This window comes from Gimesia panareensis (assembly GCF_007748155.1).
GTDB lineage: Bacteria > Planctomycetota > Planctomycetia > Planctomycetales > Planctomycetaceae > Gimesia > Gimesia panareensis.
In genome coordinates, this window is the sequence record NZ_CP037421.1 from 7,237,973 (window position 1) to 7,256,197 (window position 18,225).

Genomic DNA, 18,225 nt, shown 5'->3' on the forward strand with positions numbered 1-18,225 from the left:
CTCTCACAGGAATCACCTCATGTACAACGAAGCGCTCCTTCACCTGAATTTAACCCGACGCAGTCAGTTCACCCGCAGAAACTTTCTGCAGGCGGCCGCCCTTGGGGTCGCCGGCTCTCCCCTGCTCAGTCAGATCCAGCTCAACGCCGCGGAAATGAAAAAACAGGGACGTGCCTGTATTCTGCTCTGGCTTGCCGGTGCACCCAGCCAGATGGAAACCTGGGATCCCAAGCCGGGCACTCCCAACGGTGGCGAAACTAAGAAGATTCAGACACAGACGCCCGGCATTGAAATCGCCCACTACTGGCCCAAAATCGCCTCCGTCATGAATGACATCGCCGTCGTGCGTTCCATGACCGGCAAAGAAGCGGCTCACGAACGGGGCACCTATCACCTGCATACCGGGCATCGGATGCTGGGCATCGAAAAGTTCCCGCACTTTGGCTCCGTCGTCGCCCGTGAGCTGGGAGATCCGAACTCGGACATCCCCAACTTCGTCAGCATCGGTCAGACCCTCAGCTCCGGATTTCTCGGAGTTCAGGTCGCCCCCTTCATCATCGATCGGCCAGGCCAGTTGCCGGATAACGTCACGAGTACCGCTTCCGCAACCCGGCAGCGACGACGTCTCGCTCTGCTGAGCCAGCAGGAAAGCGATTTCGCGCAGGCAGGTGCCGCAGCGCTGGTGAAAGAGCAGAGCAAACTCTACCAGAAAGCCAGTCTGATGATGACCTCCCCCCGCCTGAAGGCGTTCGAGTTCGATGGGGAATCTGAAGACGTTCAGACCGCCTACGGCAAAAACCAGTTGGGACAGGGACTTCTCGTCGCCCGTCGTCTGGTCGAAGCGGGCGTCCCCTTCGTCGAAGTCCGCAGTACCGGCTGGGACATGCACAACAGCATCTTCCGCAACATGGAACGCCGCGCCCCCGATGTCGACCAGGGACTCTCTCAGCTCCTGACCGATCTCAAACAGCGCGGGCTCCTGGACAAGACACTCGTACTCTGCATGGGAGAATTCGGCCGGACTCCCAAGATCAATGCCCGGCCTCCCGTTCCCGGTCGAGATCACTGGGTCCGCAACTTCAACCTCCTCATGGCGGGTGCGGGCATCAAAGGGGGACAGGTCATCGGCAAAACCGACGACAACGGCCAGGAAATCACCGACAACCCCGTGCAGGTGGAGGATCTCTTCCAGTCGATGTGCAAAGCCATGGGCATCAATGCCGACATGGAACTGCACACCCCCATCGGGCGTCCCGTCCGGCTCGTCGACGGCGGCGCGGTCATCAAAGGCCTGTTTGGTTAAAACAGCGCCCTGGCGCCCCTCAATCTGTAAGCCCCACTGCTGCGCGGCACGGTGACTTCTTGCTGACTGCAATGCTGTCAGCACTCCGGCTGCTCTCATGAAGAAACCGCCGTTAATCTAAAACAAGCTTCAAAAAGACTTGGCAGCACTCCGCTTCAAAACGTATGATAAAGCAGTGAGCTGCTCCTGCTGATGTGTTTCGGCACAACATTAACCCTTACAACGATTTACCTTACGCAAATACATATTTACAGGCTGATTCATGACGAGCATCGCTGTCCCTTGTCCGCAATGCAAAAAAAAGCTCAAACTCCGCGATAAAAGTCTACTCGGAAAGAAAGCCCGTTGCCCCAACTGTAAACATGCTTTTGTGCTCCAGCTCCCTGAAACCGCTGCCGTTGAGAAATCAGGTTCCAGACCTGTAGAACCACCTCCAGAGGAAACCCCCGCTCCGCCGGCCCCCTCCTCTGCTGAAATCGAAGAAGTCAAAATTGATCTGGCCCAGCCGGCTTCACCCGTGGTGGGAACCTCAGCCAAATGGGTTCCCGATGAGCCGGCAGAGCCAGTTGCAGCAACACCGCCGCCTCAACCACAAAACCAGTTTCCGCAGATTGACACATCGACGCCAGCTCCTGCATCACCAGACGCGCCTCAAATCGATACCGGTGCCTCGGACGGAGGCTTCCCGAACATTTCGACGGAATCAAGCGGGAATGCCGGTGTTGCCCGCATGCGTGAACTGCGGAGAAAAAATGCCAAACGCAGAAATGTCACGATCATCTCGGCACTCGCGCTGATTCTTCTCGTCGGCGTCGGTGCCTATTTCGCCTGGCCCAAAGTCGAACAGACAATGACCGCCAAACCGGCTGCTCCAGTACAGCCACAGAATACAACTCCCAGTCCAGCACCGGTCACGCCGGTCGTGAGCCACAAACAGGAAACGGCTGCGAGCCCAACCTCAGGCGAACCGATCCGCCTGCTTTATGTTCCTGCAGGAACCCGCGTCCTGGTCCACCTGCATCCGGCTGCCCTCTGGGAACCCGGTTCTCAGGGAGAAGAGTTTCGGGCCTGCCTGGGACCGCTGGGCGTCTGGGCCGGACAGAAAATCAAAGACATCTGCATGCTGGAACCCGCGCAGATCAAAGAAGTCACGTTCTGCCTGATTCTGGGCTCACCCGGTGCGCCCCCCGAATATGCGGCCGTGGTTCGCCCCGTCGATCCCATCAAACGTTCGGCTCTGATCGCCCAGTTTGATGGCCAGCGACTGGATGACTACAATTTCCCCGTTTATTCCGGCGGCAAGAACTCCTATATGATCGTCGATGAGAATACCTACGTCATCGGACCACCGGGCATGGATCGTGCTACCGAAATGGCGGAATCACGGGAATTTGATAGCAGTACGTCCCCCGGGATCGAATCCATTCTGAAGCAGACCGACCGGGATCGGCACCTGACTGTGGTCTTTGATCCGGATGAAGTTCGCCGCCAGCAGGATGTGCTCGTTCCCGAAAAAGCACATCCTTTCCTGAACGAGTTTCTGGACTGGATCGGCGATGATGTTGAAACCGTTGCCTGGAGCATGCACTTGGGGCGCGATGATTTCTACTCCGAGTTCACCTTCCGCAATACCACTATGATTCGCCCGCCACAACTGGCTGACAACCTCAAAAACAAGCTCGACCAGCTGCCACACGAGATGCTGGAGGGCGTTCAGAAAATGAATCCCGGAACTGTCGGCACACGCAAAGTCATTGGGCGATTTCCTGCCATGCTCAAAGCCTTCAGCATGGCGAACCATGAAAAGACCGGGGAACGTTACGCCCAGCTGATCAGCAATCTGCCGGAACGGGCTGCCCCCAACCTGGCAGTCGCCAGTCTGCTCACCTGGGATGAATCGACGCGGACCGACTTCTCAGTCAAAGCCAAACCGAAACCCACGGGCCCCAAACTGCCTGACAAGGTAGTCGACCGCCTGAAGATGAAGATCGATGTCGATTTCCGTCGCACGCCGCTGCAGGAAGCGTTTGCTTATATTGGTGAAGAAACCAAAACCAATATCGAAGTCGATGGTGAAGCACTCAAGCTGGTCGGTTACACGAAAAACATGCCACAGACAATGAATCTGGGGATGGCTCCCGGCCTGGATGCGATCGAAGCCATTTTCAACGTCAAAGATCAGGATCAGTTATGCCTGGTGATCGATGAAGCGAAAAAGACCGCCACGATTACCAGTAAACCCTATGCGAAAAACAATAATCTGACGGTTTTTGTATTTCCACCGAAAAATTAAATCTGAAAAATTAAATCTCCTGTCGGATTCGTTAACGGGGTGATCACCCATGGATGTCACCACCTTTCAATGCCCTCACTGTCAAGCCACGCTCAGAATGCGCGGCAGGCAGACAGCAGGCACCCGCTTTCACTGCCCCGACTGTAGTAAACCACTCCAGATTGCGCAGACACCTGAGGGACAGCTCTCCCTCACGCCAGTCGAACTGGAACCCATACCTCAGGGACCGTCCCGGCTCGCACAAAAAACGGAAGCCGGTCTCCAGACGGTTCAGAGTGGTGCCAGGTATCTGGCAGCCAGTCCCGTGCTGATGTCCTGGCTCGTCGCCGGCACCGGCGGACTCCTGATTCTGCTTTTGATGCTGTTCGATGAGTCTCCAACCATTCCACAGCCACAGACGGAACCGGAGACTGTCGCAGACGCGGAGCAAGAGCTCCCGAATGAAAAGACAGAAACTGAGACTCCCCTGCTGGTGGAAGTGACCCCCGAACCAGAAGCGAAAGAACCAGTTGCAGTACCCCCGGGCCCGGCTCAACCCGACCAGCGGCAGCTTGAGAATCAGAATCTGATTGCCGCCCAACCGGATCAGGCTCCGCCACTGGTCGCCCGCAAACCCGACCCCATGGAAGTACCAGCGGTCCCCGAAACCGATGTCGCGATGGCTCTGCAAATCCCGATTCTCGAATTTCAACAACCGAAAGAAATCCCCCTCAAAACTCTGATTGCCCAGTTCGAAGAGATGCTCGATACTGAGTTTCAGCTTGCGGACAATGTCAAAAATGATTCCCGGCTCCTGGAAACGCCAATCTCGTTCTCACAGAAAAATACCACAATCTCCCGACTGCTGGCCCAGATATTGAGTGAAGCGGCCCTGACATTCTCCGTGAAATCCAATAAGATTTACATTGAGAGAGCAGAAGGATCGTGAGGTCTGCCCTCGCCTGCAATCCCTGTTTGCCTGGAATGCGAACCAGTCTGCCCGCCTGCGGGCTTAACCAGAGATAGATCAGACGTGAAACTCGACGATAAAGTCTGTTACTGTTTTCATATCAGTAAACGCAAAATCATCAACCACCTCCGCATTCATCGCCCCCGGCGGGCCAGTCAGCTGAGTGAATGTGGCGGAGCGGGGACCGGGTGCGGCTGGTGTGTCCCTTACCTGAAACGGTACTTCGCCGAATATGAAAAAGCAGCGGCCGCCGATTCCAAAGACTTCGCTGAACTTAATGAAGAAGCGATTACAGCCGAAGAATATGCTCAGCAGCGGGACCAGTACATCCAGAGCGGCAAAGGAACTCCCCCCGCCAGATGACCTCTTGAACTCTTATCTGCTCCGAGATCACAGCCATGTCCGCTTCTGAAATGAATTCAGTTCAAGCCTCTGATACAGAGCAGCAGGTCCTGCTCTCGTTGAAATCGATCTCGAAGACCTACACCACCGGCGATGTCGAAGTGCCCGTTCTGCATCATGTGGACCTTGATATTTACGCACGCGAATTCCTGGTCATCGTCGGCCCTTCCGGTTCCGGTAAGAGTACGCTGCTGAATATCGTGGGCGGTATCGATCTCCCTACCGAGGGCGATGTCTATTTCCACGAAAAGAATGTCTCTGAATTCAACGAGCAACAGCTCACCCGCTACCGCCGTGAACACATCGGCTTCGTCTTCCAGTTCTATAACCTGGTTCCCACACTGACCGCCCGTGAAAATGTGATCGTGGCCGCCGACATCAGCGCCGATCCGATGTCGCCCGATGACGCCCTGGAACTGGTGGGACTCTCCAGCCGGGCCAATCATTTTCCCGCGCAGCTTTCGGGGGGAGAACAGCAGCGGGTCGCCATTGCCCGTGCGCTGGTCAAACAGCCGGAGCTGCTGCTCTGCGACGAACCGACCGGGGCGCTCGATTTAACCACCGGCCGCAAGATCCTGGGAGTCCTCGCCAACCTGAACCGGGAGCTGGGCAAAACCGTGGTGATCATCACGCATAACTCGGCCATCGGTCAGATGGCCCAGCGTGTCGTCCGAATTGGCTCTGGCACCATTGCCGAGGCGAAACCCAACCCGCATCCCATCGCCGCTGAGCAGGTGACCTGGTAATGAAAGTGTTGCACCGGAAATTACTGCGAGAACTGCTGGCGGCCCGCGGGGTCCTGATTGCCATCATCAGCATCATCGCGGTCGGCATCGGCTGTTTCATTGCCATGTTCTCGACTTACGACAACCTGGAGTATTCCCGCCAGAGCTACTACCGGCTCTGTCATATGGCCGACTTCTCCATCGAACTCAAGAAGGTGCCCCTGGGCGATCTTGACTCCGTCATACAAACCCCTGGCGTGACGAACATCCTGCCGCGGATCGTCTTCGAAGTCACCGCCTCTCTGGAAGACGTTGAAAAACCCCTCTCCGGGAAAGCGGTCTCCCTTCCCGATCACGAAAACGCCTCAATCAACAGCATCGTCATCAAGCAGGGGAGCTACTTCACCGATCAGCGCCAGGAAGAGGTCATCGTCAATGATGCTTTTGCCCGTGCGCACAATCTGCGCCCCGGCGATCACATTCAACTGATTCTCAACAACCGTCTGCAGGACCTCCTGATTGTCGGCACTGCCATCAGTTCCGAATTCGTCTACCTGATCGGCCCGGGGGGCCTCGTCCCCGAACCGGAAAGCTACGGCGTCTTTTACCTGAAACACGATTACGCGGAAGATGTCTTCGGATTTGAAGGGGCCGCCAACCAGATCCTCGGGCAGCTTGCGCCGCAGTATCAAAGTCCCAACCGGGTCCGTGAGATCCTGGATCAGCTGGAACTCGAACTCGAAGACTACGGCGTCTTCTCGACCACTCCACTGGCCCAGCAGTCCTCACACTGGTTTCTCAAGAACGAAATCGATGGTCTCAAAATCAGTGCCACCATCCTGCCCAGCATCTTTCTGATCGTTGCAGCCCTGGCGCTGAATCTGCTCATGTCGCGTATGGCCGAACAGCAGCGGACCGTGGTTGGTACGCTGAAAGCGCTCGGCTATTCCAACCAGGAAATGTTTCGGCACTTCATTCAGTTCGGCCTGCTGATCGGCGTGGCAGGGGGCATTCTGGGCACGCTGCTGGGCTACTCCCTGGCCGGGGGCATGACGGCCCAGTACCGCAACTTTTTCGAGTTCCCCTCGCTGACCAACCAGATGTATCCCCGCGTGATTCTGCTGGGCTTGGTGATCAGCGTCTTCTTCGCGGTTGCAGGTACGTTCCGGGGTGTCCGCACCGTTGTACGACTTTCTCCTGCGGAAGCGATGCGGCCCAAACCCCCACTGCGGGCCCGACGGATCCTGCTGGAACGCATCCGCGTCTTCTGGCGGGCAATCGACTTCCGCTGGCAGATGGTGCTGCGGGATATCTTCCGCAACCGAACCCGCACGATCGGTGGTCTGCTCTCAGCCACAGTGGGAGCGATGCTGCTGCTCGTCACTTTCTCCATGTATGACTCCGCCTTCGCCCTGCTCAATTTTCAATACGACAAACTGCTGCTCAGCGACATCGACCTGACCTTCAAGGACGATCACGACTACTCTGCGTATTACGAAGCGCAACAGATCCAGGGCGTCGATTACGCGGAGCCGCTGTTCCAGGTTGGCTGCACCTTACAGAATGGCATCCACGAAAAGAAAACCGGCATCACCGGGATCCTGCGGAACGCGCGACTGACGATTCCCCGCGATACCGCCGGGAACCGGGTCGAAGTGCCTCCCACCGGGTTGCTCGTCACCCGCAAACTGGCCGATATTCTACACATCCAGGCGGGCGACTCGATTCGCATGATTCCCGTCTCCGGTGACCGGATTCCGCGACAGGTCCCGGTGATGAAAATCATCGACAGCTACCTGGGCCTGACGGTCTACGCCGACTTCCATTATCTGAATCGTCTGATGGGAGAAGCAGACTCACTCAGCAATGTGCAGCTGAAAACCAATCCCCGGCCCGAAGTGACGCGGAAAATTTATCGTCAGTTGAAACAGGTCCCGGCGATTCAGACGGTCAATTCGATCCGCGACCAGAAAGACAAGCTGCAGGAGGTGCTCGTCGATCAGATGATCGTGATGATCGTCGTCGTGATCGTCTTTTCCTGCCTGATCTTTTTCGGCAGCATCCTCAACGCCTCACTGATTTCCCTCTCGGAACGTCAACAGGAAATCGCCACGCTCCGGGTGCTGGGCTATACGCCCCGCGAGGTCGGCTCTATCTTTCTGCGCGAAAGCTTCTGTGTTAATCTGCCGGGAATCCTGCTGGGCCTGCCGGCCGGCTACTGGGCTTCCAAGGGCATTAACATCGCCTACGATACCGAACTGTTCCGCATGCCCTTTACCATCTACATGCTGAGCTGGGTGATGACGGTCGTCCTGGGCATCCTGTTTACTCTGATCTCACACTGGCCGGTCCAGAAAGCCATTCAGAAAATGGACTGGCTCCAGGCGCTGAATGTAAAGGAATAACCATGTCCCGAAAATCGATTCTGATCACTGTCGGCATCCTGGCAGTCGCAGGGCTGTTTTATCTATTCAGCGGAGCGCCGCAGCCGGTGGATGTCACAGTCGCACAGACCGGCACCGTCAAAGCCTTCATCGAAGAACGCGCCAAGACCAGCCTCCCCCGCGTCTACCGGATTGCGATGCCCCTCGATGGCCGCATCCTGCCGATCAGCGTGAAGGAAGACGAAACGGTCACTCAGGGGCAGGTCGTGGCTGCGATGGACACCTCTGACCTGGATGCCGAAGTCGCGAAAGCCCGCTATCGCGTGGAACAGTATGCGAAAAAAATCATCGAACAGGCCGACAACCGGCTCGAAGATAATTCGCTGGATCAGTTCGACGAATTTCTGAAGTCAATGGACCTGACCGTCGAAGCGGCCAGCAAGCAGCAGGAAGCCAGTAAAGCCAAATGGGCCTACGCCCGGGACGAATTCGACCGCAAATATGAGCTACTCAAGAGAAAAGCGCTCTCGGCCAGTGAATTTAGCGAAGCAGATCTGTTCAAAAAACAAAGCGAAATTGACTACCAGAAAGACATCCTCACCTGGCGGGCACTCCAGGCGATTCAAAGCGCCATGCAGATCGGCAAGATTTCCATCCTGAAGTACAAGGAGAAAAAAGTACTCTCCGAAGCAGTTCTGCAGGAGGAAAAGAAAGAGGCGGAATCACAATTCGAACAGCTGCAGCGGGACCGCAACCGGGCTACGATGCGGAGTCCGATCGACGGTACCGTACTGGCAAAATATTACTCCAACGAACGCACATTGCCTGCCGGTGAAATCCTGCTCGAACTCGGGCAACTGGACGACCTCGAAGTCGAAGTCGATGTGCTCTCGCAATACGTGGGAAATATTCACATCGGTTCGCCCGTCGACATCGAAGGTCCCGCCATCGGTGAAAAGCCAGTGCAGGGTAAAGTCAAACGCATCTACCCCAAAGGCTTCACCAAGATCTCTTCGCTGGGAGTCGAACAGCAGCGCGTGAAAGTCATCGTCGGCTTTAACCAGAACATCTTCAAGCAACTGCAACAGCAGCAGCGCATCCTGGGAACCGATTTCCGGGTCCGCGTCAAAATTTATACGGACATCAAACCGGACGTGGTCAAAGTCTCCCGCTCGACGCTGTTTCGCAACGGATCAGGACAGTGGCAGGTCTATGTGGTTCGCAACAACCGCGCGCAGCTCGTCGATGTCGAACCGGGTGTGATGAACGACTTCGAAGCGGAGATCAAATCGGGAATCAAGGCAGGCGACCAGCTGATTGTCGCCCCCAGTATGAACCTGACTTCCGGCCAGTCAGTGGAACCGCATCAGATCAAAAACCTGGAGCGGTCCCCCGACTGATGGTTGCGTTTAGACTGTGTCCAGTTTTACTGTAGCGTCTCCAGGGCCATTTGGACCGAGTATATTAAATTGAGAAACGCTATGCTTAATCGCGACGCGCTCTAGAAGCTGGTGCCGGAAGCACTGTTAATAGGAATCTGCCGCGGTTTTTCCGTGGAGGCCTTGTCCAGCGTAATGCTCAGAATTCCGTTTTGCACCGAAGCGGTCACCTTGTCCGGATCGACGGCGACAGGCATCGGCACCGAACGACGGAACTGGCCCGAAGGGCGTTCGCTCATTCGTACGGTCTGGCCAGCGGTGGTCGTGGTCCCGGTACTGCGGGTGCCGGTCACGGTCAGCATGTTCCCGGCCAGCGTGATATTGATCTCTTCAGCGGTCACTCCGGGCAGATCCATCGTCACCTGCACCTGTTCTTCGAGTTCCATCAGGTCGACGCGGGGCACCCAGACCGGCTCGTTGCCAAACAGCCCCAGCCTGTCCAGTGCCCGTTCTCCCTGTTCGACGGCGACTCCCAGCAGCTTGTCAAACTCGGAGCGCAGCCGCTCGATCGAATTCGGAATACCTGAAGCATCTGACCGTTTTTCCTCGGCAGATTCAGTTGACTCCGACTGGGTCGAACCGGACTGTTCGGTCTGCGATTGTTCTGTTTGAGTCTGTTCTGTAGATGCTTCTTCCGTATGAATATGAACGGGGTCCGGCTGGTCCTGTTGATCGGCTGATGACATGCTAACCTCCTCTCGAGAGCGTGGCGTTCGTCTCGCTGAATTCAGATGTGTTGTTCCACAAAAGCGCACTTCCCCTGCGGGTGGAATCCACTTTTGCCTGTATTGTCTCACATCTGATTCGAACTACCAGTGAAAATCTTGAAATTTCCTGGGGGATTCAGTGACCGTTCAATATAACTGACTTGCTGCCCAAGAATACGGGTGCCCCCGAATGAAATTTGGGGTTGTCAAAGACAACAGGAAACTGTCAGGGCAAACAGGCGAACGGGCTTGAGTCTTCTCCCCTCAGTTCATTTCTTCTTGAGGGTAAATGAGTGGTCTGTTTCCATGAACGCAACAGAGCCAGTTTCCTGCTCGCTACGCTCGGCCCGAATTACATTCGGGCTTACCCAGAAATGAAAATGGGACCATCCCCCGCTGTGCGATCACAGGGATTCGTGAGCCTATTTCGTGCTGGAAGGCAAACTGGCGTCTTCTTCCTCAACAGCGCAGGAACCGGCGGCAGCGGCGTGGTCGTGTTCTTTTTTCTTATCGCCGACCGAACAACCACCGCACTGCGAGCAGCCATCGACGCCCTCGATGTTATTCAGGCCGCCGCACGAGCCTTTGATGCATCGGTTACTGAAGATCACACCAACGGCCATCCCCGCGAAGGCCAGGGCAAAAATTCCCAGAGCAAACAGGACTGTTGACATAATTAGTGCTCCTCACCGAACTGCTTCTGCCAGGCAGGCGAAAAGCGTTCCGTAAAACCGGCGTCTGTTTTGACAATAAAATAAGCGGCGATGTTCCGCTCTTTCACCCAATTATACCCCTCAGCGTGGCCCAATACCATCAGGCATGTCGCGATCGCGTCGCATTTCATACAGGTTTCCCCCACTACGGTGACCGAAGCGAGCCCATGCATCGCTGGTCGCCCCGTGCGGGGATCGATGGTATGTGAATAGCTGACGCCATCCACCTCAAAAAAATTACGATAATTTCCCGAAGTCGCCATGGACAGGTTGTCCAGTGGCACAATCTTCTGGACCACCCGGGTCTGACTCACCGGTTTTTCGATGCCGACCTTCCAGGATTCACTACGCTGGTTGATGCCACGGGCCCGCATCTCCCCTCCGATTTCCACCAGGTAGTTTTCGATCCCTCGCGCTTCGATGAGTTCGGCAACCGCATCGACTCCATACCCCTTGGCAATCGCCGAGAGATCGACGTACACCTCGGGAATCAGCTTCTTCAGTGCCGCAGGCGACTCCTGAACCTGGATATGATGATAGCCCACCTTCTGGCGGGCGGCTTCAATTTTGTCTTCCGGGGGCAGCGTCCTTTTGCCCGGATCCGGTCCGAAGTGCCACAGATTCACCAGCGGCCCCACGGTCATATCAAAGGCCCCGTCGCTGTCTTCGCTCAGCTCCAGGCCCGCGGAGACCACTTTCACCACCGCCGGAGAAACCGGAAGCCACCGGTTGGGTTCTGCCTGATTGAACAGCGACAGTTCCGAATCTTTGATGTAGGTCGACATCTCCTGGTTGATTTCCACGAGCAGCTGATCGATGTCCTGTTTCAGCTGCCCGGTATCAACCTCATCTGTGGCGGGGGTACAGACCGTAATATGATACGTCGTCCCCATCGTGGGCCCCTCAATCTGCTGCTTCTGTAGTGCAGCAGAGCTGGAGCCTGACTCATCGTTCCGGCATCCCGTGACCTGCAGGCTGCAGGCCAGCAGAGTGAGACACCAGAACCACGCGTGTTGTCTGTTAACCGAAGTCATCGTACCGGACGTTCTCAGGTTCAACTCCCAGATCATCCAGCATGTTACGTACGGCAGACAACATCATCGGCGGACCGCAGATGTAGTATTCACAATCTTCCGGAGCCGGGTGCTTGCTCAGATATTCGTCCAGCAGCACCTGGTGGATGAAGCCCTGCAGGCCGGTCCAGTTGTCTTCCGGCATCGGGTCTGAGAGGGCGATGTGCATTTTAAAGTTAGGGAATTCCTCTTCGATCGCCCGAAATTCATCTTCGTAGAACATTTCACGCATACTGCGGGCACCGTACCAGTAGGAGACCTTCCGGTTGGTTTTGCGTTCTTTGAAGAGCTCGTAAATGTGAGATCGCAGCGGAGCCATACCGGCACCACCACCGATGTAGATCATTTCAGCTTCGGTGTCTGCAATAAAGAATTCACCGTAAGGACCGGAAATCGTGACTTCGTCACCTGGCTTGAGGTTGAAGATGTAAGAGGACATTTTCCCGGGCGGGGTGCCTTCGGGAGCACGGGGTGGAGGGGAAGCCACACGCACGTTGAGCATGATGATCCCTTTTTCCCCGGGATAGTTCGCCATCGAATAGGCGCGGATGACTTCTTCGTCCACTTTGGACTCAAAACGCCAGAGGTCAAAATTGTCCCAGTCTTCCTTATATTCATCCGGGATATCAAATTCGCTGTATTTCAGATGGTGCGGCGGCGCTTCGATCTGGATAAACCCACCGGCCTTGAAGGCCACATCTTCACCTTCAGGCAGTTCCAGCACCAGTTCCTTAATGAAGGTGGCGACGTTGTCGTTGGAACGAACTTTACAGACCCACTTTTTGGTTTCGAAGACTTCCGGCGGAACTTCGATTTCCATGTCGGTCTTCACCGGCACCTGACAGGACAGTCGGCAGCCTTCGCGAACTTCACGGTTATTGAAGTGAGAGCGTTCGGTCGGCAGAATGTCGCCGCCGCCCTGCAGCACTTTCACTTCACACTGAGCACAGGTTCCACCACCGCCACAAGCTGAAGAAACGAAGATCTGATTCTCCGCCAGAGCGTTTAAGAGTTTTCCGCCCGCAGGGACTTCAATCTTTTTCTGCTCATTGACTGTGATCGTAATATTACCGGAGGCAACCAGTTTGGATTTCGCTAATAAAATGATGGCGACCAGGGCTAAGACGATGCCCGTGAACATGATAACGCCAAGCAGAATTTCTGGATTCATGATATACTTAGACCGCTCTAAAAAGTCAGTAATCTAGTAAGTGTTACAGCTGGATACCGGAGAAAGCCATAAAGGCCATTGCCATCAGCCCCACGGTAATGAAGGTAATGCCCAGCCCGCGCAGTCCCGGAGGAACATCACTGTATTTGAGTTTTTCACGTACGCCGGCCAGTGCAACAATCGCCAGGCCCCAGCCCAGACCGGACCCCAGACCGAAGACGCAGCTTTCGGCAAAGTTATAGTCACGCTCGACCATAAACAGGGTGCCCCCCAGGATCGCACAGTTCACGGTGATCAGCGGAAGGAAGATCCCCAGGGAGTTGTAAAGTGCGGGGAAGTAGCGGTCGAGTGTCATTTCGAGGATCTGTACCATCGCCGCGATCACGCCGATGTAACAGATCAGACCGACGAAGGTCAGATCGACATTGGGATAACCAGCCCAGGCCAGCGCCCCCTTCTTCAGCAGATGCTGATAGATGATATTATTCACGGGTACGGTGATGAACTGGATGACAACCACCGCAATCCCCAGTCCCATGGCGGTTTTCACATTCTTGGAAACAGCCAGAAAGGTACACATCCCGAGAAAGAAGGCCAAAGCCAGATTCTCGACGAAGAGACATTTGATAAACAGGCTCAGATAATGTTCAAACATGTTATGCCTCCTCCATCTGGTCGGTCTTTAGAGTTCGCAAAACCCAGATGGTAATACCAATAATAAAGAACGCGCTGGGAGGCAGTAGCATCAGACCATTGGCATCGTACCAGCCACCATCACGACTCAGTTTTAAAATGGGAACACCGAACAGACTTCCGGAACCAAGCAGTTCCCGGAAGAAGGCGACCAGCATCAGAATGGCACTGTAACCCAGTCCGTTGCCGATCCCGTCCAGGAAACTGATGCCGGGCTCGTTTTTCATGGCGAAGCCTTCGGCACGTCCCATCACGATACAGTTGGTGATGATCAGTCCCACAAACACGGACAGCTGCTTGCTGATCCCGAAAGCAAATGCTTTCAGGAACTGGTCTACCAGAATCACCAGTGAAGCGATGACCGTCATCTGCACGATGATACGGATGCTGCTGGGAATCTGCAGACGGATCGAAGCAACCGCTGCATTCGAGCAGGCCGTCACCAGTGTCACCGCGATGCTCATCACGAGCGCGGTTTCCATTTTCGTGGTCACCGCCAGAGCGGAACAGATCCCCAGGATCTGCAGCGCGATCGGGTTGTTATTCAAAATCGGTCCTGTCAGGACCTCTTTCTGTCGTGAATTCATATTACTTTCCCTCCTTTTCCCGAACGCGTTCGAGATAAGGCTTAAATCCGAGATCACCCAGCCAGAATTCGAGCAGGTGAGTGACACCCCGCGAGGTAATTGTCGCTCCCGAGAGACCATCCACTTCATGAATGGCATCTTTGGATTCGGGATTTACCGTGCCCTTGATGACTTGAATATCGGGCTGGAAGTCATTGGTGTAAACTTCCTTCCCTTTCCATTGTGCTTTCCACTTGGGGTTATCGACTTCCCCACCCAGACCAGGCGTTTCCCCCTGTTCGTAGAATGTCAGACCTTCCACTGTATTCAGGTCGGTCTCCAGAGCCAGGAAGCCCCACATGGTGGACCACAGCCCTTTACCCCGCACGGGCAGCACATACTGAGTCAGTTTGCCGCTGTCATCGTGAATCAGGTAAACCCAGGAATAATTCTCACGGCGTTTGATCCCGGCGATATCTTTGCTGGACTCAATCGCGGTGCTCAGTTTGGGATTGTCGATGGCTGCCTTCTGATCGTATTGAGCAGGATCAGGAAACAGTTCCTTGTCGTCGGTGACGACTTTGCCGGTGTTGAGATCGACGATGATCCCTTCCACCTGTTTGTCATAGATCGACATGACATTCTCATTGCCTTCGCCTGGTTTGAGCAGGCCGGCCACGGAGAGAATGTTCTTCTTACGTTCGATCTCTTTATTCAGTTCCTGCTTGCTGCGCAATCCGACCGCAGCCCCGGAAACCAGAATCGAGCAGACCACGCACAGGGTGGCCGATACCAAAAATGTGAAACCTATTGAATCACGCGACATTTCGCGCCAACCTTCTTTTAATGTTTGCTTGAACCACGTAATAATCAATCAGAGGAGCGAAGACGTTGCCGAACAGAATCGCCAGCATGATCCCCTCTGGATACGCAGGATTGACGACCCGAATCAGGATGGTCATTCCCCCAATCAAAATTCCATATAACCAGCGTCCTGTATCGGTCATCGCTGCCGAGACCGGATCGGTCGCCATAAATACCAGACCGAAGGCCAGACCGCCGACAACCAGGTGCCACTGCGGAGGCATCGCGAACATCGCATTCGTGTTGCTGCCGATCAGCCACAGCAGGGTGGAGAGTCCCATCGCACCAGCGAGGACACCTGCCATCACGCGCCAGGAACCGACGCCGATCAAGATCAGAAAGGCTGCCCCCAGCAGACAGGCGAAGGTGGAAGTTTCACCCATTGACCCCTGAATCGTCCCCATGAAGGCCTGGCCCCAGGAGATTCCCAGTCCGCCGTCAGCGACGGGGTTGGTGATGGCTTTCATCCCGACTTCGGGAGCTGCGGTTGCCAGCTGCCCCAGTGAGGTGGCACCACTGAAACCGTCAACGGCGGTCCAGACGCTGTCACCCACGATCTGTCCGGGGTAGGCAAAATACAAAAACGCCCGGGCTGTCAGCGCCGGGTTGAGGAAGTTTTTACCAGTACCACCGAAGATTTCTTTACCGATGACCACACCAAAGCTGATGCCCAGTGCAACCTGCCAGAGCGGAATCGTGGGAGGCAGTGTGAGCGGAAACAGCATCCCGGTCACCAGGAAGCCTTCGTTGATTTCGTGACGCCGCACAACACAAAACAGCGCTTCCCAGGTCCCCCCCACCGCCATACAGACGATATAAATCGGCAGGAAGTAGAGAGCACCGTGCACCAGGTTAGAGACCAGGCTGTTGGCATCGGGTATCACACCCAGTGAGGACATGATGGCGCCCCGCCAGCCGGGAACCGATTCGATTCCCATGTTGCTCATAGCCGCGTTGGCCTGATAGCCTGTGTTATACAGTGCCATGAACACACAGGGCAGCAGAGCCACAATCACCATACTCATCATGCGCTTCAAGTCGATCGAATCGCGCACATGAGAGGCTTCACTGGTCACTTCACCCGGCGTATACAGGAACGTGTCCTGTGCTTCGTAAAGCGGGTAAAGCTTCTCGAACTTCCCCCCTTTTTCGAAGAGAGGGTGTATCTTATCAAGAAGATTTCGTAACGGCTTCATTTCGAGGTTTATCTTTCCTGTTTGACAGCCCCTGATGCAGGCTCAGAAGGGCCATCAGCAACTTTGACTGTCTCTGACCGTCGGCCGAAACGAACCTGTTTCTTACCGGTCAGTCAGACTGACATCTTTCAAAACAAATTGATTTATCCAGCTTACTATCACACACAGTGAAGGCTTGGCGAGTTTCACAGTCAAAGCCCTTCCCGGGCTATTGCTGTATCAGCCCTCGATTTCAATTTTGGTCAAATTGTCCCGCAGCAACGATCCGTAGTTGTACTTGCCCGGGCAGACAAACGTACACAACGACAGATCTTCCTCATCCAGCTCCAGGCACCCCAACAGCTTGGCCTGTTCGGTGTCTTCAGTAATCAGAGCCCGCAACAGGAAGGTTGGCAGAATATCCAGAGGCATCACTTTTTCATAAGTTCCGATGGGAATCATGGCCCGCTTACTGCCTTCGGTTGATGTCGTAAAGGGAACTTTCTTCCCTTTACCCAGCCAGGAGGAAGCGAACACGGGCACGACTGAGAACTTGTTGAATCCGGGGCCCATCCAGCCCAGGAAGTCCCGATGCGTCCCCTCTTTGAGCGCGGTGACCTGTAATGCATAGCGGCCGAGGTAAGCGAAAGGGCCTTCGCCTGTGCGGCCGGAAAGAGCCGAACCGGAAATAATCCGATCGACGCCTTCTTCGAGGTTGCCGTCTGTCAGATCAGCCAGACTGGCTCCCATAATGGTCTTAACCAGTTTGGGATTCTTGACGACCGGGCCGGCGATCGAAATCACACGCTCATTGGAGAGCTGGCCTGTCGTAAACAATTTGCCGACCGCAATCACGTCCTGGTAGTTGATGTACCAGACGGTTTTCTTTTCGCTGACCGGATCCAGATAATGAATGTGCGTACCGACCAGTCCTGCAGGATGCGGACCGCCGAATTCTTCGACTGTCACAAAATCCAGCTCGCAACCGGGCAGATTGGTTCCCGGTGCTTTACAGAGAAAGAGCTTCCCTTCGGTCAGTGTCTTCAGAATCTGCAGACCCTGAGAGAATGCCCGCGGCTCTTCGCTCAGTACAACTTCCGGCGGTGGTGCCAGTGGACTGGTATCGATGGCAGTCACAAAAATGGAATGCGGTGTGGACTCGGGAGAGGGGACCTTGCTGTAAGGTCGGGTTCGCAGACTGGTCCAGAGACCGGACTGCACCAGGTTCTCAGTGACCTGCTCGCGTGTCAGACTGCTGAGCTGTCCTTCTTCGTAGGAAGCGAAGGTTTCTTCATCGGAACCTTCGAGTTCAATCACCATTGACTGAAAGGCCCGTTTGGCCCCACGATTGATTTCGGTCACTTTACCAGCGGCAGGCGCCGTATAGATCACGCCCTCGGTCTTCTTGTCGCTGAAGAGCAACTGACCTTTTTTAACAGTATCGCCGACTTCGACAGCCAGCGTGGGTTTCATCCCAATATAATCAGGGCCGATTAAAGCAACCGATCGAATTTCCGGCCCGTTTTCGATCAAAGCAGAAGGCTCACCTGCGATGGGCAGATCCAGCCCTTTTTTAATTGTTATCATTGAATTATGAACCTGAATACAACGAGTTTAAATGACTGACTCGCTTGATGTGGTTTTGAAAACCACTTGAATGCTGTACAAATCCGATCAAGGGCATTCCTGCTGTGTACTTACAGTTTTATAGGCGCAAGATCTCTGGTGCCCAATAATTCGCGGCTATTTTACACAGATCCCCCCCTTT

16 protein-coding genes are annotated in these 18,225 nt (G+C 55.1%); 7 read left to right on the plus strand and 9 right to left on the minus strand.

From position 1 onward, the window contains the following. Positions 1-19: 19 nt before the first annotated feature. The 7 genes from Enr10x_RS27305 (at position 20) to Enr10x_RS27335 (ending at position 9,456) form a co-directional block, all read left to right on the plus strand. The gene (locus Enr10x_RS27305; protein WP_145452166.1) at positions 20-1,303 is read left to right on the plus strand and encodes a DUF1501 domain-containing protein; all 1,284 of its coding nucleotides are present in this window, start codon (positions 20-22) and stop codon (positions 1,301-1,303) included. 262 nt (positions 1,304-1,565) lie between these two features. Then, entirely contained in the window at positions 1,566-3,596 is a 2,031-nt protein-coding gene (locus Enr10x_RS27310) for a zinc ribbon domain-containing protein (protein ID WP_145452168.1), read from the plus strand. 49 nt (positions 3,597-3,645) lie between these two features. Continuing rightward, on the plus strand, positions 3,646-4,524 hold the full coding sequence (locus Enr10x_RS27315) for a hypothetical protein (RefSeq protein WP_145452170.1): 879 nt from the start codon (positions 3,646-3,648) through the stop codon (positions 4,522-4,524). 84 nt (positions 4,525-4,608) lie between these two features. Continuing rightward, complete coding sequence (locus Enr10x_RS27320; protein WP_145114934.1) at positions 4,609-4,908, plus strand: (2Fe-2S)-binding protein; 300 nt, start codon at positions 4,609-4,611, stop codon at positions 4,906-4,908. 35 nt (positions 4,909-4,943) lie between these two features. After that, positions 4,944-5,693: an ABC transporter ATP-binding protein gene (locus Enr10x_RS27325; protein ID WP_145114937.1), complete on the plus strand. Its 750-nt coding sequence runs from the start codon at positions 4,944-4,946 to the stop codon at positions 5,691-5,693. Further along, entirely contained in the window at positions 5,693-8,077 is a 2,385-nt protein-coding gene (locus Enr10x_RS27330; RefSeq protein WP_145452172.1) for an ABC transporter permease, read from the plus strand. Before Enr10x_RS27325 ends, Enr10x_RS27330 begins: the two co-directional genes overlap by 1 nt. A gap of 2 nt (positions 8,078-8,079) precedes the next feature. Next, entirely contained in the window at positions 8,080-9,456 is a 1,377-nt protein-coding gene (locus tag Enr10x_RS27335) for an efflux RND transporter periplasmic adaptor subunit (protein ID WP_145114943.1), read from the plus strand. A 101-nt stretch (positions 9,457-9,557) separates the two neighbouring features. Here the strand turns inward: Enr10x_RS27335 and Enr10x_RS27340 are convergent, their stop codons facing one another. From Enr10x_RS27340 to Enr10x_RS27380, 9 genes are all read right to left on the minus strand, one after another. Continuing rightward, positions 9,558-10,181 carry an Hsp20/alpha crystallin family protein gene (locus Enr10x_RS27340; protein ID WP_145114945.1) on the minus strand — a complete coding sequence of 208 codons (624 nt, stop codon included), beginning with the start codon at positions 10,179-10,181 and terminating at the stop codon, positions 9,558-9,560. 443 nt (positions 10,182-10,624) lie between these two features. Next, a complete protein-coding gene (locus Enr10x_RS30105) occupies positions 10,625-10,876 on the minus strand; it encodes a (Na+)-NQR maturation NqrM (protein ID WP_197996266.1) in 252 nt (83 codons plus the stop codon). Positions 10,877-10,878: 2 nt separating this feature from the next. Continuing rightward, positions 10,879-11,949: an FAD:protein FMN transferase gene (locus Enr10x_RS27350; RefSeq protein ID WP_232093154.1), complete on the minus strand. Its 1,071-nt coding sequence runs from the start codon at positions 11,947-11,949 to the stop codon at positions 10,879-10,881. Continuing rightward, positions 11,936-13,159, minus strand: a complete 1,224-nt coding sequence (gene nqrF / locus Enr10x_RS27355; RefSeq protein ID WP_145114948.1) for an NADH:ubiquinone reductase (Na(+)-transporting) subunit F — start codon at positions 13,157-13,159, stop codon at positions 11,936-11,938. Before nqrF ends, Enr10x_RS27350 begins: the two co-directional genes overlap by 14 nt. A 43-nt stretch (positions 13,160-13,202) precedes the next feature. Continuing rightward, a complete protein-coding gene (gene nqrE, locus Enr10x_RS27360; RefSeq protein WP_145114951.1) occupies positions 13,203-13,814 on the minus strand; it encodes an NADH:ubiquinone reductase (Na(+)-transporting) subunit E in 612 nt (203 codons plus the stop codon). A gap of 1 nt (position 13,815) precedes the next feature. Beyond that, entirely contained in the window at positions 13,816-14,439 is a 624-nt protein-coding gene (locus Enr10x_RS27365) for an NADH:ubiquinone reductase (Na(+)-transporting) subunit D (protein ID WP_145114954.1), read from the minus strand. Between the two features lies 1 nt (position 14,440). Beyond that, on the minus strand, positions 14,441-15,244 hold the full coding sequence (locus tag Enr10x_RS27370; RefSeq protein WP_145114957.1) for a Na(+)-translocating NADH-quinone reductase subunit C: 804 nt from the start codon (positions 15,242-15,244) through the stop codon (positions 14,441-14,443). Beyond that, the gene (locus Enr10x_RS27375) at positions 15,234-16,478 is read right to left on the minus strand and encodes an NADH:ubiquinone reductase (Na(+)-transporting) subunit B (protein ID WP_145452174.1); all 1,245 of its coding nucleotides are present in this window, start codon (positions 16,476-16,478) and stop codon (positions 15,234-15,236) included. The genes Enr10x_RS27370 and Enr10x_RS27375 overlap by 11 nt, the downstream gene beginning before the upstream one ends. Positions 16,479-16,697: 219 nt before the next feature. Beyond that, positions 16,698-18,044, minus strand: a complete 1,347-nt coding sequence (locus tag Enr10x_RS27380; protein WP_145452177.1) for a Na(+)-translocating NADH-quinone reductase subunit A — start codon at positions 18,042-18,044, stop codon at positions 16,698-16,700. Positions 18,045-18,225: the final 181 nt, after the last annotated feature.